Origin of the sequence: Microbacterium luteolum (assembly GCF_039533965.1) — a bacterium.
Lineage (GTDB): Bacteria > Actinomycetota > Actinomycetes > Actinomycetales > Microbacteriaceae > Microbacterium > Microbacterium luteolum.
In genome coordinates this window covers 154,862-176,247 of record NZ_BAAAUN010000002.1, presented here as the reverse complement: position 1 = coordinate 176,247, position 21,386 = coordinate 154,862, and the positions used below count along the sequence as shown (strand labels likewise).

The following is a 21,386-nucleotide window of genomic DNA, read 5'->3' as shown; positions in this document are numbered from 1 at the left end:
GCGAGTGGCATCCTGCACACCACTCGCCCCGCACTTGGACCGGCTGCGACTTACGGGGAGTTCTTCGACTCAACCTTGATGTCACCGGAGATGATCTGCTCCTGGAGCGCCGCGATCTCGTCGAGGAGCCCGTCCGGGAGCTCGGCTTCGAAGTCGCCGAAGCCGGAGAGCTTGACGCCCTCGTTCTCGAGCGTTCCGACGTACGGAGCCGGGTCGAAGTCGCCGGCGGCGGCAGCGGTGGTCGCGTCCTTCACGGCGACGTTGATCGCCTTCATGATCGAGAACATCGTGACGCCCGCGACGCTCGGGTCGGCGACCGCGAGGTCGCTGTCGACACCGATCATCAGCGTGTCCTTGCCGCTGTCGGCGATCGCCGCCGCAGCGCTCTGGTAGACGGGGCCACCGACGGGAAGGATGACGTCGACACCCTGGTCGAGCACGCCCTGAGCGGTCTGCTTGGCGGTGTCGTTCGCGTCGAAGCCGCCCGTGAAGGAGCCTTCCTGCGTGGCGACGTCCCAGCCGAACACCTGGACGGCGGCCGACTTGTCCTCGTTGTACTTGTCGACGCCGAGCGAGAAACCGTCCATGAACACGGCGACGGACGGGATCTGCATTCCGCCGAAGGTGCCGACCTTGTTCACGCCGCTCTGCGCGGACCAGCCGGCCGCGGCGTATCCGCCGAGGTAGGCGGCCTGAGCCGTGTCGAAGACGAGCGGCTTGATGTTCGGAGCATCGGTGGTGCCGTCGAAGTCGGTGTCTGCGTAGTCATCGATGATCGCGTAGTCGATCTCGGGGTTCGCGAGCGCCGACTCGACCGTCGCGGCGGCCAGCTTGAAGCCGACGGCGACGATGAGCGAGCAGCCCTCGGAGACCGCGGTCTCGAGGTTCGGCGCGTAGTCGTTGTCATTCGCCGACTCGAACTCGAGCGGCTTGACGTCGAGCTCCTCCGCGGCGGCGTCCATGCCTTCCTTCGCCGACTGGTTGAACGACTTGTCGTTCCAGCCGCCCGCGTCGGAGACGAGGCAGGGGAGGAAGTCGGAGTCCGCAGCGCCCTCCGAACCGCCGGCGTCATCGGTCGGGGCCTGGCCGCAGCCGGCAAGTGCGAAGATGACGCCCGCGGCGATTGTCGCGCCGAGCAGCTTCTTGGTGGTGGAGATGGTCAACTGATGCCTCCCTCAACGAAACCGCGGCCATCGCGGATCGATCAAAGTTACCTACTGTTTCAACTTTTGTACGCGCTCGCCCCGCACGTGCTGGCGAAAGGTTACAAAGCTGAAACCAACCCAGCCGATGAGCATCCGGCGGCGCTCATCAGAGCACGTCGCCCTGCCCGTTCAGCTTGAGGGACTCCACGACGCCCTTGACGCGCTGCGCGTGCTGCACGGTCGTGACCAGCAGGGCGTCTGGGGTGTCGACCACGACGATGTCCTGCACGCCCACCAGGCTGATGACGCGGGAGGTCTGACTGACGAGGATGCCGCTCGCGGCATCCGAGAGCACGCGTGCGTTGGGGCCGAGAACGGCCAGATCGTTCTTCCGCCCGTTCGTGATGAGCTTGGTGAGCGAGGCGAAGTCGCCGACGTCGTCCCAGTCGAAGTGTCCTGGCACGACGGCCAGTCGGCCGCGCCGGGCTGCCGGCTCCGCGACCGCGTAGTCGATCGCGATCTTCTTCAGGCGCGGCCAGATCCGGTCGACCGCAGGTCCGCGGCGATCGCGGTCGTCCCATGCCTCGGCGAGCTCGAGCAGTCCGGCGTGCAGCTCGGGCTCGTTGGCGGCGAGCTCCTCCAGCAGCACGCTCGCCTTGGCGATGAACATGCCGGCGTTCCAGAGATAGCCGCGATCGGCGAGATAGGCCTTCGCCGTCTCCAGGTCCGGCTTCTCGACGAAGCTCTCCACGAGGGCGGCCTCGCGGGCACGCTCGACGACGAGCTCCGGGCCCTTCTTGATGTAGCCGAATCCGATCGCCGGTTCCGTGGGCGCGATCCCGATCGTGCAGATGTACCCCTCGCGGGCGACCTTGACGGCGTCGCGGACGGCGAACTCGAACACGCGCGTGCCACGGATCACGTGGTCGGCGCTGAACGATCCGATGATCACGTCGGGGTCGCGGCGGTGCAGGATCGCTGCGGCCAGTCCGATCGCGGCGGCCGACTCGCGCGGCTCGGACTCGAGGAACACGTTGAGATCGGCGATGCCGGGGAGCTCCGCCTCGACCGCGGCACGGTGCGCGCGACCGGTGACGACCGCGATCCGGTCAGGACCCGTGAGGGGCACCAGCCGATCCCACGTGTCGCGCAGCAGCGAGTGCCCGGAACCCGTGAGGTCGTGGAGGAACTTGGGGGCGTCGGCGCGCGAGAGAGGCCACAGCCTGCTGCCGATGCCGCCGGCGGGGATCACCGCATAGAAGTCCTGGATGGGCGAGGTCATCGAGCCAGCGTAGCGGGGGGCCCTTCGACCGAGCCGGATGCCGCCGCCGATATTCTGCGCCGCGACCTGCGCAGCCGCTATGGTCGTCGCCATGCGCCAGTCCCCCCGACGAATGCTCGTCCGTGCCGGTCGCATGATCGCCGCGGCGATCGCTGTGACGCTCGGGGCGGCGCTCCTCGCACCCGCCGCCGCGTCCGCGGCAGGCGGACCCGCCGGTGAGGTCTTCACGCTGACGAACGCCCAGCGCACGCAGGCCGGCCTCCCCGCGCTCGTGTCGGACGCCGCCCTCGACGCGGCCGCGGCGGAGTGGGCGCAGCACCTGGCGTCGACGTGCACGTTCGAGCACAGCACCTCGTCATGGCGGAGCTCGCGCGTCGCCGCGTTCGGCTGGGTCTCGACAGGCGAGAACATCGCGGCGGGTCAGCCGGATGCCGCCGCGGTGGTCAGCAGCTGGATGAACTCCAGCGGCCACCGCGTCAACATCCTCGACGCGCGGTACACGGGCCTCGGCGTCGGCTATGCGACCGGCACCTGCTACCGGACGTACTGGGTCCAGATCTTCGCCATCGGCTCCCCCGTGAAGCGTCTCTCCGGCGGCGCCGGCGATCTCACCGGCGACCGAGCCGCGGACATCCTCGCCCGGACGTCGACGGGCGACCTCCTGATCTACCCGGGCTCCGGGACCGGCGGGTTCCAAGGCGCCGTCACGGCCGTCGCGGGCTGGGGAGACCGCCCCTTCACGACACTCGGCGACTTCTCCGGCGACGGCATCCCCGACACCGCGCGCACCGAGGCCGACGGCAGACTGATGCTCTACGCCGGGAACGGTCGGGGCGGCTTCCTCGCCCCCGTGCAGATCGGCAACGGCTGGACGTTCTCGCAGCTGATCGGCGGCATCGACTTCTCCGGCGACGCGATACCCGATGTGATCGGGCGCACATCGGGCGGCGACCTCTTCCTCTATCCGGGCAACGGGCGCAGCGGCTGGCTCGCCGGTGGCACGAAGATCGGAAACGGGTGGCAGACGATGGACACGATGTTCCACGCCGGCGACTTCAACGGCGACGCACGCGGCGACCTCATCGCCCGCAGGGTCGACGGGACCCTTTGGATCTACCCGACGACCGGACGCGGCAGCTGGGGCACGCCGTCGCAGATCGGTGTCGGGTGGGCATCGCTCACTGCGGTGTTCGGGGCGGGCGACTTCAACGGCGACGGCACCCAGGACATCGTCGCCCGGACCTCGGCCGGAGCACTCCTGCTCTACGCTGGCAACGGCCGTGGCGGATTCCTCGCGTCCAGGACCATCGGCAGCGGCTGGAACGGGATGAGCCAGATCGGGTGACCGGCGGCGGCGCAGCTCTCTCGACGTCGAGATAACTTAGGGTCCCCTTCGTCGCTCCCCCTCCGCAGACGGGAATAGGATGGACAGCGATCGGGCGTGCCTGACACTTGCGCAGCACGCGACCGAGTCACATCGATCCAGGGAGGACGACCGTGTCCACAAGCGCTCGCTTGACACCGTCGATTTCGGAAACCACTTCCAAGACCCCCCGCGGCACCCTCTACCGGGGTCGCGAAGGCATGTGGTCGTGGGTGCTTCATCGCATCACCGGAGTCGCCATCTTCTTCTTCCTGTTGGTGCACGTGCTCGACACGGCGCTGATCAGGGTGTCGCCGGAGGCGTACAACGCCGTCATCGGCACATACAAGAACCCGATCATGGCGCTCGGCGAGGTCGTGCTGGTCGCCGGCATCGTGTTCCACGCGATGAACGGCCTCCGCATCATCGCCATCGACTTCTGGTCGAAGGGCGCCAAGTACCAGCGCCAGCTGTTCTGGGGCGTGCTCGCGGTCTGGGTCGTCATCATGGCCGGCTTCGTGCCGCGCCACCTGATGCTCGCCTTCGCCGGGTTCGGAGGGGGGCACTGATGTCCGCGCAGACCGTCGCCGCTCCCGCCCGCCGTCAGCGCGGATTCAACCTCGAGAAGTGGGGCTGGCTCTTCATGCGCCTCTCGGGCGTCGTGCTCGTGGTGCTGATCTTCGGCCACCTCTTCATCAACCTCATGGTCGGCGAGGGCATCCACGCCCTGGACTTCGCCTTCATCGCCGGCAAGTTCGCCACGCCGTTCTGGCAGTGGTGGGACGTGCTGATGCTGTGGCTCGCACTGATCCACGGCGGCAACGGCATGCGCACCATCGTGAACGACTACGTGACCACTGAGAAGGCGCGCAAGGCTCTCGTCTGGGCGATCGGCCTGGCCGCCGGCCTCCTCATCATCCTCGGCACGCTCGTCGTGTTCACGTTCGACCCGTGCCTGGGCGTCACAGAGGACAGCACCCTCTGGACCGAATGCGCCGCGCTGGTCGGGAACTGAAGAAGAAGGCTGAAGAACAAGTGACTACCGAGACCCAGGATTCCGTCGTCCGCGACGGCATCCACTACCACCAGTTCGACATCGTCATCGTGGGCGCCGGCGGCGCCGGCATGCGCGCGGCGATCGAGGCCGGACCCGGCGCGAAGACCGCCGTGATCTCCAAGCTCTACCCGACCCGCTCGCACACCGGTGCGGCGCAGGGCGGCATGGCGGCGGCGCTCGCGAACGTCGAAGAGGATTCCTGGGAGTGGCACACCTTCGACACCGTCAAGGGCGGCGACTACCTCGTCGACCAGGACGCGGCGGAGATCCTCGCCAAGGAGGCCATCGACGCGGTCATCGACCTCGAGAACATGGGTCTGCCGTTCAACCGCACCCCCGAGGGCAAGATCGACCAGCGCCGCTTCGGCGGTCACACCGCCGAGCACGGCAAGACCCCGGTCCGCCGCGCGTGCTACGCCGCCGACCGCACGGGTCACATGATCCTGCAGACGCTCTTCCAGAACTGCGTCAAGCTCGGCATCAACTTCTTCAACGAGTACTACGTGCTCGACCTGCTGACGGTGAAGGATGCCGACGGCAAGACGCAGGTCTCCGGCGTCGTCGCCTACGACCTGGCCACCGGCGAGCTCCACGTCTTCCAGGCGAAGGCCGTGATCTTCGCCACCGGAGGCTTCGGCAAGATCTTCAAGACGACCTCGAACGCGCACACCCTGACCGGTGACGGCGTCGGCATCGTCTGGCGCAAGGGCCTCCCGCTCGAGGACCTCGAGTTCTTCCAGTTCCATCCGACCGGACTCGCCGGACTCGGCATCCTCCTCACCGAGGGCGCGCGAGGCGAGGGCGCGATCCTCCGCAACGCCTCGGGCGAGCGCTTCATGGAGCGCTACGCCCCCACGATCAAGGACCTCGCTCCGCGTGACATCGTCGCCCGCTGCATGGTCCAGGAGGTCGCGGAAGGTCGCGGCGCCGGCCCGCACAAGGACTACGTCCTCCTCGACTGCACCCACCTGGGCGCCGAGGTGCTCGAGACCAAGCTCCCCGACATCACGGAGTTCGCCCGCACGTACCTGGGTGTCGACCCGGTCGTCGAGCCCGTGCCCGTGATGCCGACCGCGCACTACGCGATGGGCGGCATCCCGACGAACAACGACGCCGAGGTGCTGGCCGACAACGACACCGTCGTGCCGGGCCTGTACGCGGCCGGCGAGTGCGCCTGCGTGTCGGTGCACGGCGCCAACCGCCTGGGCACCAACTCCCTGCTCGACATCAACGTGTTCGGCAAGCGCGCCGGCCGCAAGGCGGTCGAGTACGTGAAGACGGCCGAATTCGTGCCGCTCCCCGAGAACCCGGCCGCCTTCGTCTCCGGCATGCTCGAGGGCCTGCGCAACAACCAGGGAACCGAGCGCATCGCCGTGCTCCGCAAGGCCCTGCAGGACGAGATGGACAAGGGCGCGCAGGTCTTCCGCACGCACGAGTCGCTCGAGCACGTGCTGGGCGTCATCAAGGAGCTGCGCGACCGCTACATGAACGTGCACGTCGACGACAAGGGGCAGCGGTTCAACACCGATCTGCTCGAAGCCGTCGAGCTGGGCTTCCTCCTCGACATCGCCGAGGTCGTCGTGTACGCCGCACAGAACCGCCAGGAGAGCCGCGGCGGTCACATGCGCGACGACTTCCCGAAGCGCGACGACGAGAAGTACATGAAGCACACCATGGCCTACCTGACCGGTGACCCGCACTCCTCGACGCCGAGCGACCACATCAAGCTGGACTGGAAGCCCGTCGTGTTCACGAAGAACGAGCAGGGCGAGTTCAACTACCCGCCGATGGAGAGGAAGTACTGAGCATGTCCACCGCCATCGCAGAATCCCCCGCGAGCACGACCGAAGAGACCGGCATCCAGTCCTTCATCGTCACGTTCAACATCCGGCGTTTCGACCCCGAGGTCGACGCCGAGCCGCACTGGGTCGACTACGACGTGGAGCTCTACTCCACCGACCGCGTGCTCGACGCGCTGCACAAGATCAAGTGGGAGGTCGACGGCTCCCTCACGTTCCGCCGCTCCTGCGCCCACGGCATCTGCGGGTCGGACGCCATGCGCATCAACGGCCGCAACCGCCTCGCCTGCAAGACGCTGATCAAGGACCTCGACATCTCGAAGCCGATCTACGTCGAGGCCATCAAGGGCCTGCCGCTCGAGAAGGACCTCGTCGTGGACATGGAGCCGTTCTTCGCCTCCTACCGCGAGGTGCAGCCGTTCCTCGTCGCGAGCTCCGTGCCGGAGAAGGGCAAGGAGCGCGTCCAGACCATCGCCGACCGCGAGATCTTCGACGACACGACCAAGTGCATCCTGTGCGCCGCGTGCACCTCGTCGTGCCCGGTCTTCTGGACCGACGGACAGTACTTCGGCCCGGCGGCCATCGTGAACGCGCACCGCTTCATCTTCGACTCGCGCGACGACAACGCGGCCGTGCGTCTCGACATCCTCAACGACAAGGAGGGCGTCTGGCGCTGCCGCACGACCTTCAACTGCTCCGAGGCATGCCCCCGCGGCATCGAGGTCACCAAGGCCATCGCCGAGGTCAAGCAGGCCGTCCTCCGCGGCCGTCCCTGATCCGACGCATCGACGCACGAGAACGGGCGGACTCCTTCGGGAGCCCGCCCGTTCTCACTGCTTGGATAGGGTGAGCACGTGTCTGATCCCGATCGCGCCGCGGCCGAGCCCGGTCGCTTCGATGCGGCCGTCGAGCGCGCGACGGCGCTGACCCGCCGCACCCTCGGCCTCTTCCCGGTGCGGGTGTGGCGTCATTTCCTGCAGCACAACGGCTTCCTCCTCGCCGCCGGCGTGAGCTATCAGGCGCTGTTCGCGATCTTCGCGGCGATCTATCTCGCCTTCGCCATCGCGGGTCTCTGGCTCGGGGGAAGCACCGCGGCCGTCGACGGCATGATCGAGATCATCAACAGCTACATCCCCCACCTGATCGAGGAGCAGGGCGGCGTGTTCACCCCCGAGCAGGTGAAGGAGATCGCCGCCAGCACGACCGGGGTACTCAGCGTCACGGGTCTGATCGCCCTCGGCACCGTGATCTGGACCGCGATTGGATGGGTGACGTTCTCGCGGCGCGCGACCAGAGACATCTTCGGCCTGCCTCCGGATCTGCGCAGCTACGTGCTCCTCAAGGCGCGAGACCTGCTGGCGGCTCTCCTGTTCGGAGTCGCCCTCATCGCCGGCTCCGTCCTCAGCTCCGCCAGCGCTGCGGCCCTGAGCTGGGCGCTCAGCCTGCTCGACTGGGATTCCGGTTCCGACGGCATCAACATCAGCATCCGGATCGGCACCGTGCTCGTCTCGTTCGCGTTGCTCTCCTCGGCCCTGGCCGCCATGGTGCGGTTCCTCACCGGGACGTCGCTGGACTGGCGGGTCATCTGGCCGGGCGCACTCCTCGGCGGCGGCGCGATGACGATCCTCCAGTACGGTGCGGGGTTCCTGCTGAGCTACACGCCGTCGAATCCGCTGCTCGCCACGTTCGCGATCTTCATCGGCCTCCTGCTGTGGTTCCGCGTGAACGGCGTGGTGATGCTGGTGGCATCCTCCTGGATCGCGGTGACCGCGCTGGACCGCGACCTCCCGCTGCTGTCTCAGACCGAGGCGGAGCGACGTCTCGCGGAGCATCGGACCCTGGTGTCGGCCGCGCGCATCCGGCTTCGCGAGGCCGAGGCCGTGCGCGACGCGGCGCCCTGGTATCGCGCGTGGCAGGCGGGACGGGCCGTGCGGGATGCCGAGGCGGATCTCGCGGCTCTCGAGGCCGCTGCCCCTCCCCCGCCGGAACCGACGCCCCTCGCGCAGCGCCTGCTGACCGACCTGCACCGGCCGTCTCGGGATGTCGGCGGCGCTCGTTAGGCTTGTCTCCATGCCTCATCTGCGTATCGCCTCGGTCAATGTCAACGGAATCCGAGCGGCCGCTCGCAACGGCATGAGCTCTTGGCTCGACGCCGCCGACATCGACATCCTCACCCTGCAGGAGGTCCGCGGACAGGACGAGCATCTCGAGGCGGCACTGCCGGGATGGTCCTTCGTGCACGACGAGGCCACGGCCAAGGGCCGCGCGGGCGTCGCGATCGCCAGCCGCACCCCGGCTCTGACCAGCCGCACCGCACTCGGTCCCGACGACTTCGACTCGAAGGGGCGCTGGATCGAAGCCGACTTCCGCATCGGCGAGCGTCCGATCACCGTCGTGAGCGCCTACGTGCACTCGGGCGAGGCCGATACGCCGAAGCAGGAGGAGAAGTGGAAGTTCCTCGACGCGTTCGGCACCCGTCTCACAGAGCTGGGTGCGGATGACGCGCTCGCGCTGGTGACCGGAGACCTCAACGTCGGGCACCGCGAGCTCGACATCAAGAACTGGCGCGGCAATCGCAAGAAGGCGGGCTTCCTCCCCCGCGAGCGGGCGTACTTCGACCGCTTCCTCGGCGAGGCCGGCACGCAGGTCACGGGTGTCGACGGCTCGGTGGGCACCGGGCTCGGCTGGGTCGACGTCGGCCGACGGTTCCACGGCGAGGTGGACGGCCCGTACACCTGGTGGTCGATGCGAGGTCAGGCTTTCGACAACGACTCCGGGTGGCGCATCGACTACCACCTCGCGACGCCGTCCCTGGCGGAGCGCGTGCAGACGTACCATGTGGCCCGCGCCGCCGCCTACGACCAGCGCTGGAGCGACCACGCGCCGGTCGTCGTCGACTACACGTACTGAGCCGGGCTCCGTCGCTGCCAGGCTCCGTCGCGGTTCACGCCGTGAGCAACGAGACGATCAGCGCCGCCGCGACGAGCACGTAGACGATCAGGCTGCCGAGGTAGGCGGAGCCTCGCTGCCCTGATCGGAACATCAGCGGGACGACGAGCGCGAGCGCTATCCCGGCGACGAGCGCCAAGAACGTGCCGAAGATGAGCGCGTATCCGTGCGGATCCGCGCTGCCGAGTCCGAACCGGCTGCGGAGCGCCATCCAGGCGAAGAGCAGGAACGGAGCACCGACGAGGACCGTCAGGACGATGCCGACGATCCGCACGCCGCGTCCGACGGCGGGGCTCGGGGTCGAGGTCATGGACGAAGTATCGCAGGCTCGTGGTCGACGTGGCGATACCAGCCGCGGTACTCGAGGATCGTCCCGACCAGAGGGTTTCGGGCGCGCATCTCGATCGTGCGCCGGCCGTGAGCCTCGTCCCAACCGTCCTCGAGGTCGACGGAGATGCCGAGGATGCCGCGCAGGGCGAAGCGTCGGCCCCAGAGTCGCAGAGCGATCCGGCGCGTCCGCATCCGCAAGGCGCCGTCCGCCGTCACGCTGCATTCCTCGATGAGCTCGACCCGTCCGCGCGCCCCCAGCAGGTTGCGCACGAGACCGGGGACCACGCTCACGGTGAGCCTGTCCGAGATGAACTGCGTGGCGCCGGGGAAGCGGAACTCCCTCGTCGTGTCGAGTGTCGCCCGCCCCGCCGGGGTGCGGCCGGCGCGCGAGCGGAGCGAGAACGGCACGTCATGACCGAAGCGGGTCACCAGCATCCGCGGCCCGACGAGCGGCAGCGCGAGCGCGCCGAGCCGGCCGAACCGACTGCCGGCGACCGTGAACACGCCCTCTGCGCTGTCGAGCGCCGTGGGCGTCCGCATCTGCGCCAGGATCTCGGGATGCAGGTGCTCGGCGTCGGGTCCCAGCGCCGCCAGGAAGACCTCGCCGCGGGCGATCACTCGCGCACCTCCTCGCGGGTCGGCTTCACCGTCTCCGGCACGTCCGCGTTCTCCGGGAATTCGCAGACGAACGTCCCTCGGTAGCCGAAGAGGAAGCCGAGGAGGTCGTTGCGCACCTCGAGATCGATGACGAAGCAGTCGCGCTCGTCGTCGAAGCGCTCGGTCAGGTGCGCCCGTCCGCTGAGCAGCATCGGGAACCGGAAGGCGATCGGCCCTTCGTAGAAGCGCTGCGGACCCGACGACAGCCGAAGGCCTCCGTCGTCGGTCACGGCGAGCTCGAGGTCGACGGCCAGGTGCTGATGGGTGCCGAGGTAGTCGACGATCCTCCTCCGCTTCTCGCTGTAGATCATCGTCGCGTCGAACCGGCGCCGCCGGCCCGGCCGGATCGTCATCGTCCGCACGAAGGTGACAGTCTCCCTGCCGAGGCTGTCGATGTAGGCATGATTGTCGATCTGGAAGGGGATGTCACGGCCCCGCTCGGGGAACATGATGTTCCGCATCGTCCCGATCATGAGGAAGGGAAGGGTCCACCAGGGCCCGCGCCGCACCTCGGTCATCACCCCGCGTCCGATGCAGCCGTAGCCGGCATCGACCCCGACGCCGAAGCGCCTCCTCATCATCGGATGCAGACGCGCGAAGTCGTCGCCGAGAGCGCGTTCGAACACGCTCTGCCCGCTCATGCGGCGATCTCCGTCAACGACGCCGGAGCGTTCTGCATGATGGTGCGGCCGCCCGTGCGGGTGGGCCGCTTCCGGCATCGGCGGGCGTGGGCGCGTGGCCGCCGCCCTGGCCGGAGCGAGCGCCACCAGCCGGTCTCCTCCGGAGGGACGCCGTCCTCCGCCCACAGGCGGAGGCGGTCGAAGCTCCACGCGGTGAGCCACCAGACGAACCGGCGGGTGACGAGCGGATCGAGCACGCGGCCGAGCAGTCCCCAACCCGGCGCGTAGTCGTAGCCGGTGAGGAAGCGGACGCCCTCGGGTGTCGGCACGTAGCGCCAGTAGCCGCGACCGGCACCGAGCGGAGACAGCGGATCGTTCGTGTCGAAGGCGAGCGCCGACGTCCGCTCGCCGGCCTGCCCTCGACGGTCGCCGAGAGAGACGCCGGTGCCGCGGATGGTGTGGAGGCCGAGCCCCCGCTCGTAGCGGAACTCCTGCGCACCGTTCGCCCGCCGATGCGTCGGGATGATCGCGGAGAAGCGCGCGTCCCACCGCACGTGCTGCTCGGGCGTCTGAGTGAGCTCCCAGATCGTCTCGAGCGGCGCGTCGATGAGGATCTCGACATAGAGAGCGCGGTCCCGCCGACGCGGGGAGCGGGAGGTCCGAGGAGCTGCGAACATCATGCCCACAGCGTAGAACGCTCCGGCGCGCAGACCGGCCACCGGCATCCCCATAGGATTGATGTCGTGACGAAACCTCGCCTTTACTCCGGAATGCAGCCCTCCGCCGACTCCCTCCAGATCGGCAACTACATCGGCGCGCTCCTCCAGTGGCGGGATCTGCAGGCTTCGTACGACGCGTACTTCTCCGTCGTCGACCTGCATGCGCTCACGGTCGCCCAGGACCCGGCCGAGCTGCGGGAGAAGACGCGGCGCACGGCGGCGCAGTACATCGCCGCAGGCATCGAGCCGTCGGTGTCGACGCTGTACGTGCAGTCGCACGTGCGCGCGCACGCCGAGCTGGCGTGGATCCTCAGCACCATCACCGGCTTCGGCGAAGCCGGTCGGATGACGCAGTTCAAGGACAAGTCGGCCCGCTACGGACAGGATGCGACGAGCGTCGGCCTGTTCACGTACCCGGTCCTCATGGCCGCCGACATCCTGCTGTACCAGACGGATGTGGTGCCGGTCGGCGACGACCAGAAGCAGCACGTCGAGCTCACGCGCGATCTCGCCGAGCGCTTCAACTCGCGCTTCGGGACCACGTTCACCGTGCCGATGCCGGTGATCCAGAAGGAGACGGCGCGCATCTACGACCTGCAGAACCCGACGTCGAAGATGTCGAAGTCTGCGGAGAGCGACGCCGGCGTGCTGTGGATGCTGGACGACCCCGCGAAGTCCGCGAAGAAGATCATGCGCGCCGTGACCGACAACGAAGGATCCGTGCGGTTCGACCGCGAGAACAAGCCGGGCGTCTCGAACCTGCTCACGATCTACGCGGCCCTCTCGGGCCGTCAGGTCGCCGCGATCGAGGACGAGTATGCGGGCCGTGGCTACGGCGACTTCAAGAAGGGGCTCGCCGAGGTCGTGGTGAACGAGTTCGAACCGGTGCGCGCCCGTGCCCTCGAGCTTCTCGACGACCCCGCAGAACTCGACCGCATCCTCGCGGACAATGCCGGACGAGCGGATGCCGTCGCCGACGCGACCCTGTCCGACGTCTACGACCGGGTGGGTCTGCTCCGCCGCGTCTGAGCACGGCCTCTAGGATGGGGGTCGTGACCGATCCGCAGCTGCCACCCCCGTCCGGCGCCGTACCTCCCGTTCCGCCTGTGCCGTTCGGCGCGGTCCCGCCCCCTCCCCCGGCATTCCCGGCTGCGCCCCCGGCGACGACGCCCCAGGCGGCACCCGCCCCGCAGGCGCCTCCGGCCTATCAGGCACCTCTCGCTCCCCCGTCGCCGCCCGCGTACCAGGCAGCGCCGGCCTACCCGACGGCACCTGCCTATGCCGTGGCACCCGCCTATCCCGCGGCGCCCGCGCCCCAGGCAGCCCCTCCCGGTGCCTATCAGGTCCCGGTGGGAGGCTACGCCGCGCCGACGGGCGCCTACGCCGTCCCCGAGACGGCCCCGCGCGCATCCGGCTTCCTCGGCATCCTCGCGCTGATCTTCTCGGTCGTGGCGGCTGTCGTCACGCCGATCGTCGTCGGCGTCGCCGGATTCGAGATCGGACGACGCCTGCCCGAGGGCATCACCACGACGAACGACGATGTCCTGAGCGTGCTCTCACCGGCGCGGGATCAGGTGCTGTGGGCGGAGCTGTCGTTCTGGACCGGCACGATCCTGGGCATCGCCGCGATCGTGATCGGCATCATCGCCATCCGGAAGAAGCAGGGGCGCGGCGCGGGGATCGGTGCACTGATCGTCGCCGTGCTCGCACCGATGATCTTCTTCGTCGTGCTGCTCATCGCGTTCTCAACGGGCAGCGCGGCCGGGTTCGTCGACTTCGCGAGCTGACGCCCGCATCGCCGCCGCGCGGCACGGTCAGCGCGGGGCGTGATGCTTCTGCTGGGCGGCCAGGAGCCCTTCGGCCACGAGCAGCTCGACCGCATCCGCGGCATCCGAGATGAGGATCGGCAGATTCGGCCGTTCCTCCTTGCCGAACGGGGCGAGCACCCAGTCGGCCGGATCCTGACGCCCCACGGGGCGGCCGATGCCCACCCGCACGCGCGGGAAGTCGGCGGTTCCGAGGGCCCGCGCGACATCGCGCACGCCGTTATGCCCGCCGTGGCCCCCACCGGTCTTGAGCTTCACCGTGTCGAAGGGGATGTCCAGCTCGTCATGCACGACGACGACCTGCTCGACCGGAACCGAGTAGAAGCGCGCCAGCGCCGCGACAGGCGTGCCGGACACGTTCATGAACGTGTTCGGCTTCGCGAGGACCAGCTTGTCGGCGCCCGGCTTCAGCCAGGTCTCTACGACGCGCGCGCCGCCCTTGTGCTCCCGGAAGCTCTCGCCGCGACGTGACGCGATCTCGTCGACGACCATCTGACCGACGTTGTGCCGGGTCGCCTCGTAGCGCGGGCCCGGATTGCCCAGCCCCACCACCAACCACGTGGATGACATGCCCTCGTCCTTTCGCGCCGCGTCCTGCGATGGACCCGGTCAGGATACGACAGAGGGGACGCGATCCGATCGCGTCCCCTCTGCCCTGAAACTGTCGGAGATCACTCCGCAGCGGCCTCCTCGGCTGCTGCTTCGCCCTCGGCAGCACCCTCGGTGCTCTCGGCGGCGGCGTCCTCACCCAGGTCCTGCTCAGCGGGCACCGAGATCGCGACGACGAGAACCTCGGGGTCGGCGAGCAGGGTCGAGCCCTTGGGCAGCGTGACGTCGGCGGCGGTGATGTGCGCGCCGTCCTCGAGACCCTCGACGGAGACCTCGAGGTTCTGCGGGATGTGCGTGGCCTCGGCCTCGATCGACAGGGTGTTCGCGTCCTGGTTGACGATCGTGCCGGGAGCGGACTCGCCGGTGACGATGACGGGAACGTCGATCGTGACCTTCTCGCCCTTCTTCACCACGAGCAGGTCGATGTGCTCGATGATCTGGTGCACGGGGTCCTTCTGGACGTCCTTCACCAGGGCGAGCTGCGGGGTACCCTCGATGTCGAGCTCCAGCAGCGCGTTCGCGCGACGGATGATGAGTCCGACCTGGTGGCCCGGCAGTGCGACGTGCACCGGCTCGGTGCCGTGGCCGTAGATGACGGCGGGGATCTTGCCGGCGGCGCGGAGGCGACGGGCGAAGCCCTTGCCGAAGCTCTCGCGGAGCTCGGCGTGGACCTTGGTGTCTTCAGACATGCGGTTCTCCTTCGGGACACGCAGCGAAGGCGCCGCGCGGTGGTCTTGGAATTGTGAGCTCGAACGCGGACGCGTGAGGAAAGCCACCGGGCTTGCTTCGCCGCGTCGATAACGGATGTCCGCGCACGCGCAGAAGCATCCCTCGCCGAGGTACGAGATCAATGGTACCGGATCACCCGATAGGCTGGTGACACCGGTCCTTATCTGCAGATCACGGAGAACCCCATGCTCGACGGCGCCTTCCTCTCGCACGTACTCCTGTGGCTGATCGGTGCGATGAGCGTGTGCGCCGTCGTCGGCAGCTTCGCCGCCCTGTTCTCCCTCGGCCGCTCCGGCTACCGCAAGGACTGAGCCGTCCGGCGCCCCGGCGCCCTCTCAGTAGAACTCGACCGTGTCGACCACGGCGCGCAGCGGCAAACCGTCCAGAAGGCGCGTGGCGTTCTCGGCGAACCGACGGGCGATGCGCTCCTCCTCGTTGGAGTTGATCGCCGCCGTGTGCGGACTGATCAGCACGCTCGGGTGATCCCACAGCGGGGATGCGACATCCAGAGGCTCGTTCTCGAACACGTCGAGCCCGGCGAACGCGACCCTGCCGTCGTCGAGCGCCCCGAGCAGGGCGACCTCGTCGACGACCGTGCCGCGGCCCACGTTGGTGAGGATCATGCCGGGCTTCACGGCGGCGAGGACCTCTTCCCCGATGAGGTGATGGGTCTGCGCCGTTCCGGGGAGCGTCACCACGATGGCGTCGACCTCACCGACCGCGTCCGTGAGCTGGTCGAGCGGGACGAGCCGGTCCACGCCGTCCACCGGCTCGCCCGAGCGCGTCGTCCCCCACACCCGCGCTCCGAGCGCATGGAAGCGCCGGGCGCACTCGGCACCGATGCCGCCGAGCCCCACGATCAGGACGGTCATCTCGTCGAGCTGCCGCATCTGCCATCTGTCGGGCCAGGTCCGGCTCCGCTGGTCGGCGAGCAGACGGGGAAGTCCCTTGGCGCCGGCCAGGACCGCGAAGACGGAGAACTCCGCGAGTGTCCCGCCGTGCACGCCGGCACTGGTGCTGAAGACGATCCGATCGAGGTCGGCGCGCGGGAGCCCCGCCGCCTTCACGGTGCTTCCGCCGCCCGCCGCCGTCGTCATGACCCAGCGCAGCCGGGGGTTCGTCGCGACCGTCCGCGCGAGCGCGTCAGCGTCGACGTCGGGGGCGCCGAAGAGGACGTCGGCCGAGTCGACCATCGCGTCGAAGGCCTCCTGCTCCGCCGGGGTGCGCGTGTGCTCCGGGTCGCCGGACCAGTCGGCGGCCCACCGCGCGGGGTGCGTCAGTGCATGATCGCGGATGACCTCCAGTCGCGGCTCGAGTTCCTCGATGAGCACGCACAGCTCCTCGGGGAGCGGCACGGCCACGACCGCTCGCAGTCTGGTCTCGGTCTCTCCCACGCTGATCCTCCTCGGAACGTCTCGATCCGACCAGCGTAGGGGCCGCGCGCGGGCGGATGTCACAGGGCGCAACGACCCGTGACACAGCGATACGCTAAAAGGACCCCTTCTTCACGATCGAGGAGCCTTCTGTGCCCGAAGCATCAGCGAACATCGGAGTCGTCGGACTCGCCGTCATGGGTTCGAATCTCGCCCGCAACCTCGCCAGCCGCGAGGGCAACACGGTGGCGATCTTCAACCGCAGCTACGAGAAGACCGAGACGCTCGTCTCCGAGCACCCGGAAGCCGGGTTCGTTCCCGCGCAGACCTATCAGGAGTTCGCCGATTCGCTGCAGAAGCCGCGGACCGCGATCATCATGGTCAAGGCCGGCGGCCCGACGGATGCCGTGATCGACTCGCTGGTCGAGGTCTTCGAGCCCGGTGACATCATCGTCGACGGCGGCAACGCGTACTTCCCCGACACGATCCGCCGCGAGAAGGCGGTCCGCGAGACCGGCATCAACTTCGTCGGCGCGGGGATCTCCGGCGGCGAGGAGGGCGCCCTCACGGGTCCCTCGATCATGCCCGGCGGCTCGGACGAGTCGTGGGTCACGCTCGGCCCGATCCTGAAGTCCATCGCCGCGATCGCCGAGGGCGAGCCGTGCGTCACGCACGTCGGGCACGACGGCGCCGGCCACTTCGTGAAGATGGTGCACAACGGCATCGAGTACGCCGACATGCAGCTCATCGCCGAGGCCTACGACCTCATCCGCCGCGGTACGGGCAAGTCCCCCGCCGAGATCGCCGACATCTTCGCCGAGTGGAACAGGGGCGAGCTCGAGTCGTACCTGATCGAGATCACCGCCGAGGTGCTCCGCCAGATCGACGCCGAGACCGGCAAGCCCCTCGTCGACGTGATCCTCGACCAGGCCGGCGCCAAGGGCACCGGCGCGTGGACCGTGCAGACCGCCCTGTCGCTCGGGGTGCCCGTCTCGGGCATCGCCGAGGCCACGTTCGCCCGGTCGCTCTCGTCGCACCCGGAGCAGCGCGAGGTCGCCACCGCCCTCCCCGGCCCCGACGAGGAGTTCGTCGTCTCCGACGAGGCCGCGTTCATCGAGGACGTCCGCCTGGCGCTGTACGCGTCGAAGATCGTCGCGTACTCGCAGGGCTTCGACGAGATCCGCGCCGGCGCCGCCGAATACGGCTGGAACATCGACCTCGGAGCGATCAGCAAGATCTGGCGCGGCGGCTGCATCATCCGCGCGCAGTTCCTGAACCGCATCGCCGATGCCTACGCCGCAGAGCCCGGCCTGCCCGTGCTGCTGACCGCCCCGTACTTCACCGAGGCGATCACGCGTGCGCAGGCGCCGTGGCGTCGCGTGGTGGTCGCGGCCGCGCAGGCCGGCATCCCGGCTCCGGCGTTCTCGTCATCGCTGTCGTACTACGACGGCATCCGCGCCGACCGGCTTCCGGCCGCCCTCGTGCAGGGTCAGCGCGACTTCTTCGGCGCGCACACGTACAAGCGCATCGACAAGCCGGGCACCTTCCACACGCAGTGGTCGGGCGACCGCACCGAGATCGAGGCGGAAGACACGCACTGATCCGCATCAGATGAGAGAAGGGCCGGGCACCTGGGGGTGACCGGCCCTTCTCTCATCTGCGGACGGCGTCGACGAACGCCCGCGCTCTCGCGGCGAGCGCGATCCGGTCTCCCCCCGGTGTCGCCGCGTCGCCGACGAGCGGTCCCCCGACACCGACGGCGAACGCGCCCGCAGCGAAGTACCCGCCGATCGTGTCGACGCCGACCCCGCCGACGGGGATGATCCTCGCGCCAGGGAACGGATCGCGGACGGCGCGGATGAATCCCGGCCCGAGTGCCGACGCCGGGAAGAGCTTCACCGCCGCGGCCCCCAGATCCATGCCGCGCTGGATCTCGGTCGGCGTGTAGACGCCGGGCAGCACGCCGACGCCCTGCCGGACCGCGTACTCCACTGACGCCGTGAGCGTCGGCGTGACCAGGAACTGCGCGCCGGCTGACAGCGCGCGATCCGCATCCGCCTCGGTGAGGACCGTGCCCGCGCCGATGAGGGCCTCGGGCGGTGCGGCCTGCACGACCTGGGCGATCGCCTCTTCAGCACCCTCCAGGGTGAGCGCGATCTCCAGGGTGAGGATGCCGGCATCGATGAGCGTCAGCGCCGCGTCGACCGTGGCATCGACGTCGGTTCCCCGGAGGATCGCGACGATGCGCTCCGCGCCGACCCGCTCCCGCAGCTGCTGGTTGTCGACCACGCTCATCGCACCGGCTCCCCGCTCCACGGCGACGCGGGAGAGCCGCCGACCTCGACCTCGACGCCGAGAAGCGCCCCATCCGCGTCGGTGGGCTCCGACAGCCCGATGCTCGCCGTCGTGATCACCAGCAGGCGATCGACGAGGGCGACAGCCGTCGGTCGGCGCGAGGGAAGCGTGATCGCCTCGAGCAGCTGCCCGGTCGGCGAGTAGCGCCGGACCTCGCCGGCATCCCACACGGCGACCCACAGCATGCCCTCGTCGTCGATCGTCATGCCGTCGGGATTGCCGCCGTCGACCTTGCAGACCGTGCGACGACGCGAGAGGCGTCCGTCGGGAGCGACGTCGAACGCCTCGATGCTCCGATGCGGAAGCGTGTCGATGTAATAGAGCGTCGACCCTGATCGGTCGAACGCAAGCCCGTTCGACACGGTCACGCCCGTGAGCCGCTCGATCATCGTGCCGTCTGGTTCGAGACTCCACAGCGCACAGTGCGGCGCCCGCGGCATCGACTGACTGCCGACCCAGAACCGGCCGAAGGGATCTGCACCGCCGTCGTTCATGTAGTGGCCGGCGGCAGCGACATCTGTCACGAGCGGCGAGACGACGCCGGCGTCGCTCACGTGGACGATCCTCCGGTCGACCGCGACCGCCCAGCCGGCTCCCGGCGCGGCGAGCGGTACGGGTGCACCGATCTGGTCCCCGACGCGTACGGCGGCACCCGGGACGACCCTCCCCTGCTCGATCCTGCCGCGGTGGAACGCGCCGGTCGCCATGTCGATCCAGGCGAGGCCGCCGTCGCGGGCATCCCAACGCGGCGACTCGGCCTGGACGTATCGCGCGTCGGAGAGGATCTCGACGGTGCGGGAGAGCGGGGAACGTGACATCCGTGCCATCTTTCAGTGGTAGGTCGTAACCGTTATGTGGCAGACTATCTCACAATATGCATAACACTTGCGAGATTTGCGCACACGATGAAGAAGCGGGGAAGTAGCCGATGGCTCCGACACTCCAGGGCCTGATGCCCATCCTGGCGACGCCGTTCGACGAGACGGGCGCCCTCGACCGCGCGGGTCTGCGCCGCCTGGTCGAATTCCAGCTCGCCGCCGGCGTGGACGGCGTCGCCGTCTTCGGGATGGCCAGCGAGGGCTTCGCCCTCACGACAGAGGAGCGCCGAGCCATCCTCGACGACGTCGTGCGACTCGTCGACGGACGTGTTCCCGTGATCGCCGGCGTCAACGGCACCTCCACGGCCACCTCGATCGAGCAGGCGCTGCTGGCCGAGGAAGGCGGCGCCGACGCGCTCATGGTGCTGCCGCCGTTCATGGTCAAGCCTCCCGCCGGAACCCTCGTCGACTTCTACGGCGACGTCGCCGCCGCCACCTCCCTGTCGGTCATGGTGCAGGACGCCCCCGGCGTCACGGGAGTCGCCATGACACCCGCGCTGATCGCGGAGCTGGCCCGTCTCGACGGCGTCGACTCCGTGAAGGTCGAGGCGCCCCCGACGGCCCCCAAGGTCGGCGCTGTCGTCGATGCTATCGGCGACAGCCGCTTCGCGGTGCTGGGCGGGCAGAACGCGCAGTTCTGCCTCGAGGAGTACGCTCGCGGCGCGGTCGGCACCATGCCGGCGTGCGAGTTCCCCGACCTCCTCGCCCCCGTGCTCGCACAGTTCGTCGAGGGGCGCGTCGAGGAGGCGCGGGCGGACTTCCGTCGTATGCTCCCTCTCGTGCTCATCGGTCTGCAGGGCGGCATCGCGTGGGCGGTGCACAAGGAGGTGCTCGTCGCGCGCGGCGTCATCGAGCACGCCACCGTCCGCTACCCGGCCTCCCGCCTCGACGCCGGTAGCCGCGCAGCGGTCAAGCTCGTGATCGAGGAGCTCGACCTGCCGCCGGTGCCGACCACGGTGCGCGTGTGAGCCGCCGCGGCGTGCTGCTGATCGGCGGCAACTCGGACATCGGACTCGCGATCGCCCGCGCCTTCGCCGAGAGCGGCGACGCCGTCGTCGGCGTGGGGCTCGAGCACTCGACGGACCCTGTCTTCGAGCGGTACCTCGTCGCCGACTGCAGCCGACCGGATGCCGCCGACCTCGCCGTCGCGGACGCCGAGGCGGCCCTCGGCCGGATCGACGTCGTCGTCCTCGCCGCCGCGCGGATGCCGATCGGTCGCGCGGACGCCACGAGCGACGAGGACTGGCGCGGCGCCATCGGCGCGACGCTGGACTCCGCGTTCTTCGTGGCCCGTGCCGCACTCCCCCGCCTCGCAGCGGGCTCCTCGATCGTCGCCGTGACCTCGGTCAACGGCTCGCTCGCCGCTCCCGCGCTGCCCGCCTACGCCGCCGCCAAGGCCGGTGTCGACGGGCTCGTGCGGCAACTGGCGCTCGACTACGGCCCGCACGGCATCCGCGTCAACGCCGTGCAGCCGGGGAGCATCTCCGCGACCGACACGGGCGAGAGCGAAGGCTATCCGCTCGGCCGGATCGGACGCCCGGAGGAGGTCGCCGCCGTGGTGGCGTTCCTCGCATCCGATGCCGCCTCGTTCGTGACCGGCACCTCGATCGCGGTCGACGGAGGCCTTTCAATCTCGTCGCCGGCGGCCTGGCTCAAGCCCGCGTTACGCGAACGCTGGCTCTGATCCCCCCAGCA

The 21,386-nt window shown here is 69.2% G+C and carries 24 protein-coding genes; 13 read left to right on the top strand and 11 right to left on the bottom strand.

Translation table 11 applies throughout. The features are described 5' to 3' along the window. Positions 1–50: 50 nt before the first annotated feature. Complete coding sequence (locus ABD648_RS19660) at positions 51–1,163, bottom strand: BMP family lipoprotein (protein ID WP_282216615.1); 1,113 nt, start codon at positions 1,161–1,163, stop codon at positions 51–53. A gap of 148 nt (positions 1,164–1,311) precedes the next feature. Then, entirely contained in the window at positions 1,312–2,427 is a 1,116-nt protein-coding gene (locus tag ABD648_RS19655) for a mannose-1-phosphate guanylyltransferase (protein WP_282216614.1), read from the bottom strand. Positions 2,428–2,518: 91 nt separating this feature from the next. Between ABD648_RS19655 and ABD648_RS19650 the strand changes: the two genes are divergently transcribed. From ABD648_RS19650 to ABD648_RS19620, 7 genes are all read left to right on the top strand, one after another. Further along, the gene (locus tag ABD648_RS19650; protein WP_282216613.1) at positions 2,519–3,772 is read left to right on the top strand and encodes a CAP domain-containing protein; all 1,254 of its coding nucleotides are present in this window, start codon (positions 2,519–2,521) and stop codon (positions 3,770–3,772) included. A 152-nt stretch (positions 3,773–3,924) separates the two neighbouring features. Continuing rightward, on the top strand, positions 3,925–4,359 hold the full coding sequence (gene sdhC, locus ABD648_RS19645; RefSeq protein WP_282216612.1) for a succinate dehydrogenase, cytochrome b556 subunit: 435 nt from the start codon (positions 3,925–3,927) through the stop codon (positions 4,357–4,359). Further along, on the top strand, positions 4,359–4,805 hold the full coding sequence (locus ABD648_RS19640) for a succinate dehydrogenase hydrophobic membrane anchor subunit (RefSeq protein ID WP_282216611.1): 447 nt from the start codon (positions 4,359–4,361) through the stop codon (positions 4,803–4,805). Before sdhC ends, ABD648_RS19640 begins: the two co-directional genes overlap by 1 nt. Before the next feature lie 20 nt (positions 4,806–4,825). Next, positions 4,826–6,652, top strand: coding sequence for a succinate dehydrogenase flavoprotein subunit (sdhA, locus tag ABD648_RS19635; protein WP_282216610.1), 1,827 nt, complete (start codon positions 4,826–4,828; stop codon positions 6,650–6,652). A gap of 2 nt (positions 6,653–6,654) precedes the next feature. Beyond that, positions 6,655–7,422: a succinate dehydrogenase iron-sulfur subunit gene (locus tag ABD648_RS19630; RefSeq protein WP_116636412.1), complete on the top strand. Its 768-nt coding sequence runs from the start codon at positions 6,655–6,657 to the stop codon at positions 7,420–7,422. A 78-nt stretch (positions 7,423–7,500) separates the two neighbouring features. Continuing rightward, on the top strand, positions 7,501–8,706 hold the full coding sequence (locus tag ABD648_RS19625; RefSeq protein WP_282216609.1) for a YihY/virulence factor BrkB family protein: 1,206 nt from the start codon (positions 7,501–7,503) through the stop codon (positions 8,704–8,706). A gap of 10 nt (positions 8,707–8,716) precedes the next feature. Next, on the top strand, positions 8,717–9,556 hold the full coding sequence (locus ABD648_RS19620) for an exodeoxyribonuclease III (RefSeq protein WP_282216608.1): 840 nt from the start codon (positions 8,717–8,719) through the stop codon (positions 9,554–9,556). Positions 9,557–9,590: 34 nt separating this feature from the next. On the opposite strand, the gene ABD648_RS19615 is transcribed toward ABD648_RS19620, so the two are convergent. Genes ABD648_RS19615 through ABD648_RS19600 form a run of 4 tightly spaced genes read right to left on the bottom strand, consistent with a single transcriptional unit; the run spans position 9,591 to position 11,882 of the window. After that, complete coding sequence (locus ABD648_RS19615) at positions 9,591–9,905, bottom strand: hypothetical protein (RefSeq protein ID WP_282216607.1); 315 nt, start codon at positions 9,903–9,905, stop codon at positions 9,591–9,593. Beyond that, positions 9,902–10,543: a DUF4166 domain-containing protein gene (locus ABD648_RS19610; protein ID WP_282216606.1), complete on the bottom strand. Its 642-nt coding sequence runs from the start codon at positions 10,541–10,543 to the stop codon at positions 9,902–9,904. Before ABD648_RS19610 ends, ABD648_RS19615 begins: the two co-directional genes overlap by 4 nt. Next, positions 10,540–11,223, bottom strand: a complete 684-nt coding sequence (locus tag ABD648_RS19605) for a DUF4166 domain-containing protein (protein WP_282216605.1) — start codon at positions 11,221–11,223, stop codon at positions 10,540–10,542. Before ABD648_RS19605 ends, ABD648_RS19610 begins: the two co-directional genes overlap by 4 nt. Then, positions 11,220–11,882 (bottom strand): SRPBCC family protein, encoded by a 663-nt coding sequence (locus ABD648_RS19600; protein ID WP_282216604.1) that lies wholly within the window; start codon positions 11,880–11,882, stop codon positions 11,220–11,222. Before ABD648_RS19600 ends, ABD648_RS19605 begins: the two co-directional genes overlap by 4 nt. A gap of 63 nt (positions 11,883–11,945) precedes the next feature. Between ABD648_RS19600 and trpS the strand changes: the two genes are divergently transcribed. Beyond that, on the top strand, positions 11,946–12,950 hold the full coding sequence (gene trpS, locus ABD648_RS19595; RefSeq protein ID WP_282216603.1) for a tryptophan--tRNA ligase: 1,005 nt from the start codon (positions 11,946–11,948) through the stop codon (positions 12,948–12,950). A 23-nt stretch (positions 12,951–12,973) separates the two neighbouring features. Then, positions 12,974–13,708: a hypothetical protein gene (locus tag ABD648_RS19590; RefSeq protein WP_282216602.1), complete on the top strand. Its 735-nt coding sequence runs from the start codon at positions 12,974–12,976 to the stop codon at positions 13,706–13,708. 27 nt (positions 13,709–13,735) lie between these two features. Here ABD648_RS19590 and pth read toward each other — a convergent pair whose 3' ends face one another. Continuing rightward, positions 13,736–14,317 (bottom strand): aminoacyl-tRNA hydrolase, encoded by a 582-nt coding sequence (gene pth, locus ABD648_RS19585; protein WP_282216601.1) that lies wholly within the window; start codon positions 14,315–14,317, stop codon positions 13,736–13,738. Positions 14,318–14,418: 101 nt separating this feature from the next. Then, the gene (locus ABD648_RS19580) at positions 14,419–15,045 is read right to left on the bottom strand and encodes a 50S ribosomal protein L25/general stress protein Ctc (RefSeq protein WP_282216600.1); all 627 of its coding nucleotides are present in this window, start codon (positions 15,043–15,045) and stop codon (positions 14,419–14,421) included. Between the two features lie 225 nt (positions 15,046–15,270). Between ABD648_RS19580 and ABD648_RS19575 the strand changes: the two genes are divergently transcribed. Further along, a complete protein-coding gene (locus ABD648_RS19575; RefSeq protein ID WP_279303217.1) occupies positions 15,271–15,396 on the top strand; it encodes a hypothetical protein in 126 nt (41 codons plus the stop codon). A gap of 24 nt (positions 15,397–15,420) precedes the next feature. Here ABD648_RS19575 and ABD648_RS19570 read toward each other — a convergent pair whose 3' ends face one another. Continuing rightward, complete coding sequence (locus ABD648_RS19570; RefSeq protein WP_282216599.1) at positions 15,421–16,479, bottom strand: D-2-hydroxyacid dehydrogenase; 1,059 nt, start codon at positions 16,477–16,479, stop codon at positions 15,421–15,423. A 131-nt stretch (positions 16,480–16,610) separates the two neighbouring features. Between ABD648_RS19570 and gndA the strand changes: the two genes are divergently transcribed. Continuing rightward, entirely contained in the window at positions 16,611–18,059 is a 1,449-nt protein-coding gene (gndA, locus tag ABD648_RS19565) for an NADP-dependent phosphogluconate dehydrogenase (RefSeq protein WP_282216598.1), read from the top strand. A 52-nt stretch (positions 18,060–18,111) separates the two neighbouring features. Here gndA and ABD648_RS19560 read toward each other — a convergent pair whose 3' ends face one another. After that, positions 18,112–18,753 carry a bifunctional 4-hydroxy-2-oxoglutarate aldolase/2-dehydro-3-deoxy-phosphogluconate aldolase gene (locus ABD648_RS19560; protein WP_282216597.1) on the bottom strand — a complete coding sequence of 214 codons (642 nt, stop codon included), beginning with the start codon at positions 18,751–18,753 and terminating at the stop codon, positions 18,112–18,114. Next, entirely contained in the window at positions 18,750–19,631 is an 882-nt protein-coding gene (locus ABD648_RS19555) for an SMP-30/gluconolactonase/LRE family protein (RefSeq protein ID WP_282216596.1), read from the bottom strand. Before ABD648_RS19555 ends, ABD648_RS19560 begins: the two co-directional genes overlap by 4 nt. Positions 19,632–19,741: 110 nt before the next feature. Between ABD648_RS19555 and ABD648_RS19550 the strand changes: the two genes are divergently transcribed. Both ABD648_RS19550 and ABD648_RS19545 read left to right on the top strand, forming a co-directional pair. Further along, on the top strand, positions 19,742–20,659 hold the full coding sequence (locus ABD648_RS19550; RefSeq protein ID WP_282216595.1) for a dihydrodipicolinate synthase family protein: 918 nt from the start codon (positions 19,742–19,744) through the stop codon (positions 20,657–20,659). Beyond that, positions 20,656–21,375 carry an SDR family NAD(P)-dependent oxidoreductase gene (locus ABD648_RS19545; RefSeq protein WP_282216594.1) on the top strand — a complete coding sequence of 240 codons (720 nt, stop codon included), beginning with the start codon at positions 20,656–20,658 and terminating at the stop codon, positions 21,373–21,375. The genes ABD648_RS19550 and ABD648_RS19545 overlap by 4 nt, the downstream gene beginning before the upstream one ends. The last annotated feature ends 11 nt before the right edge of the window (positions 21,376–21,386 follow it).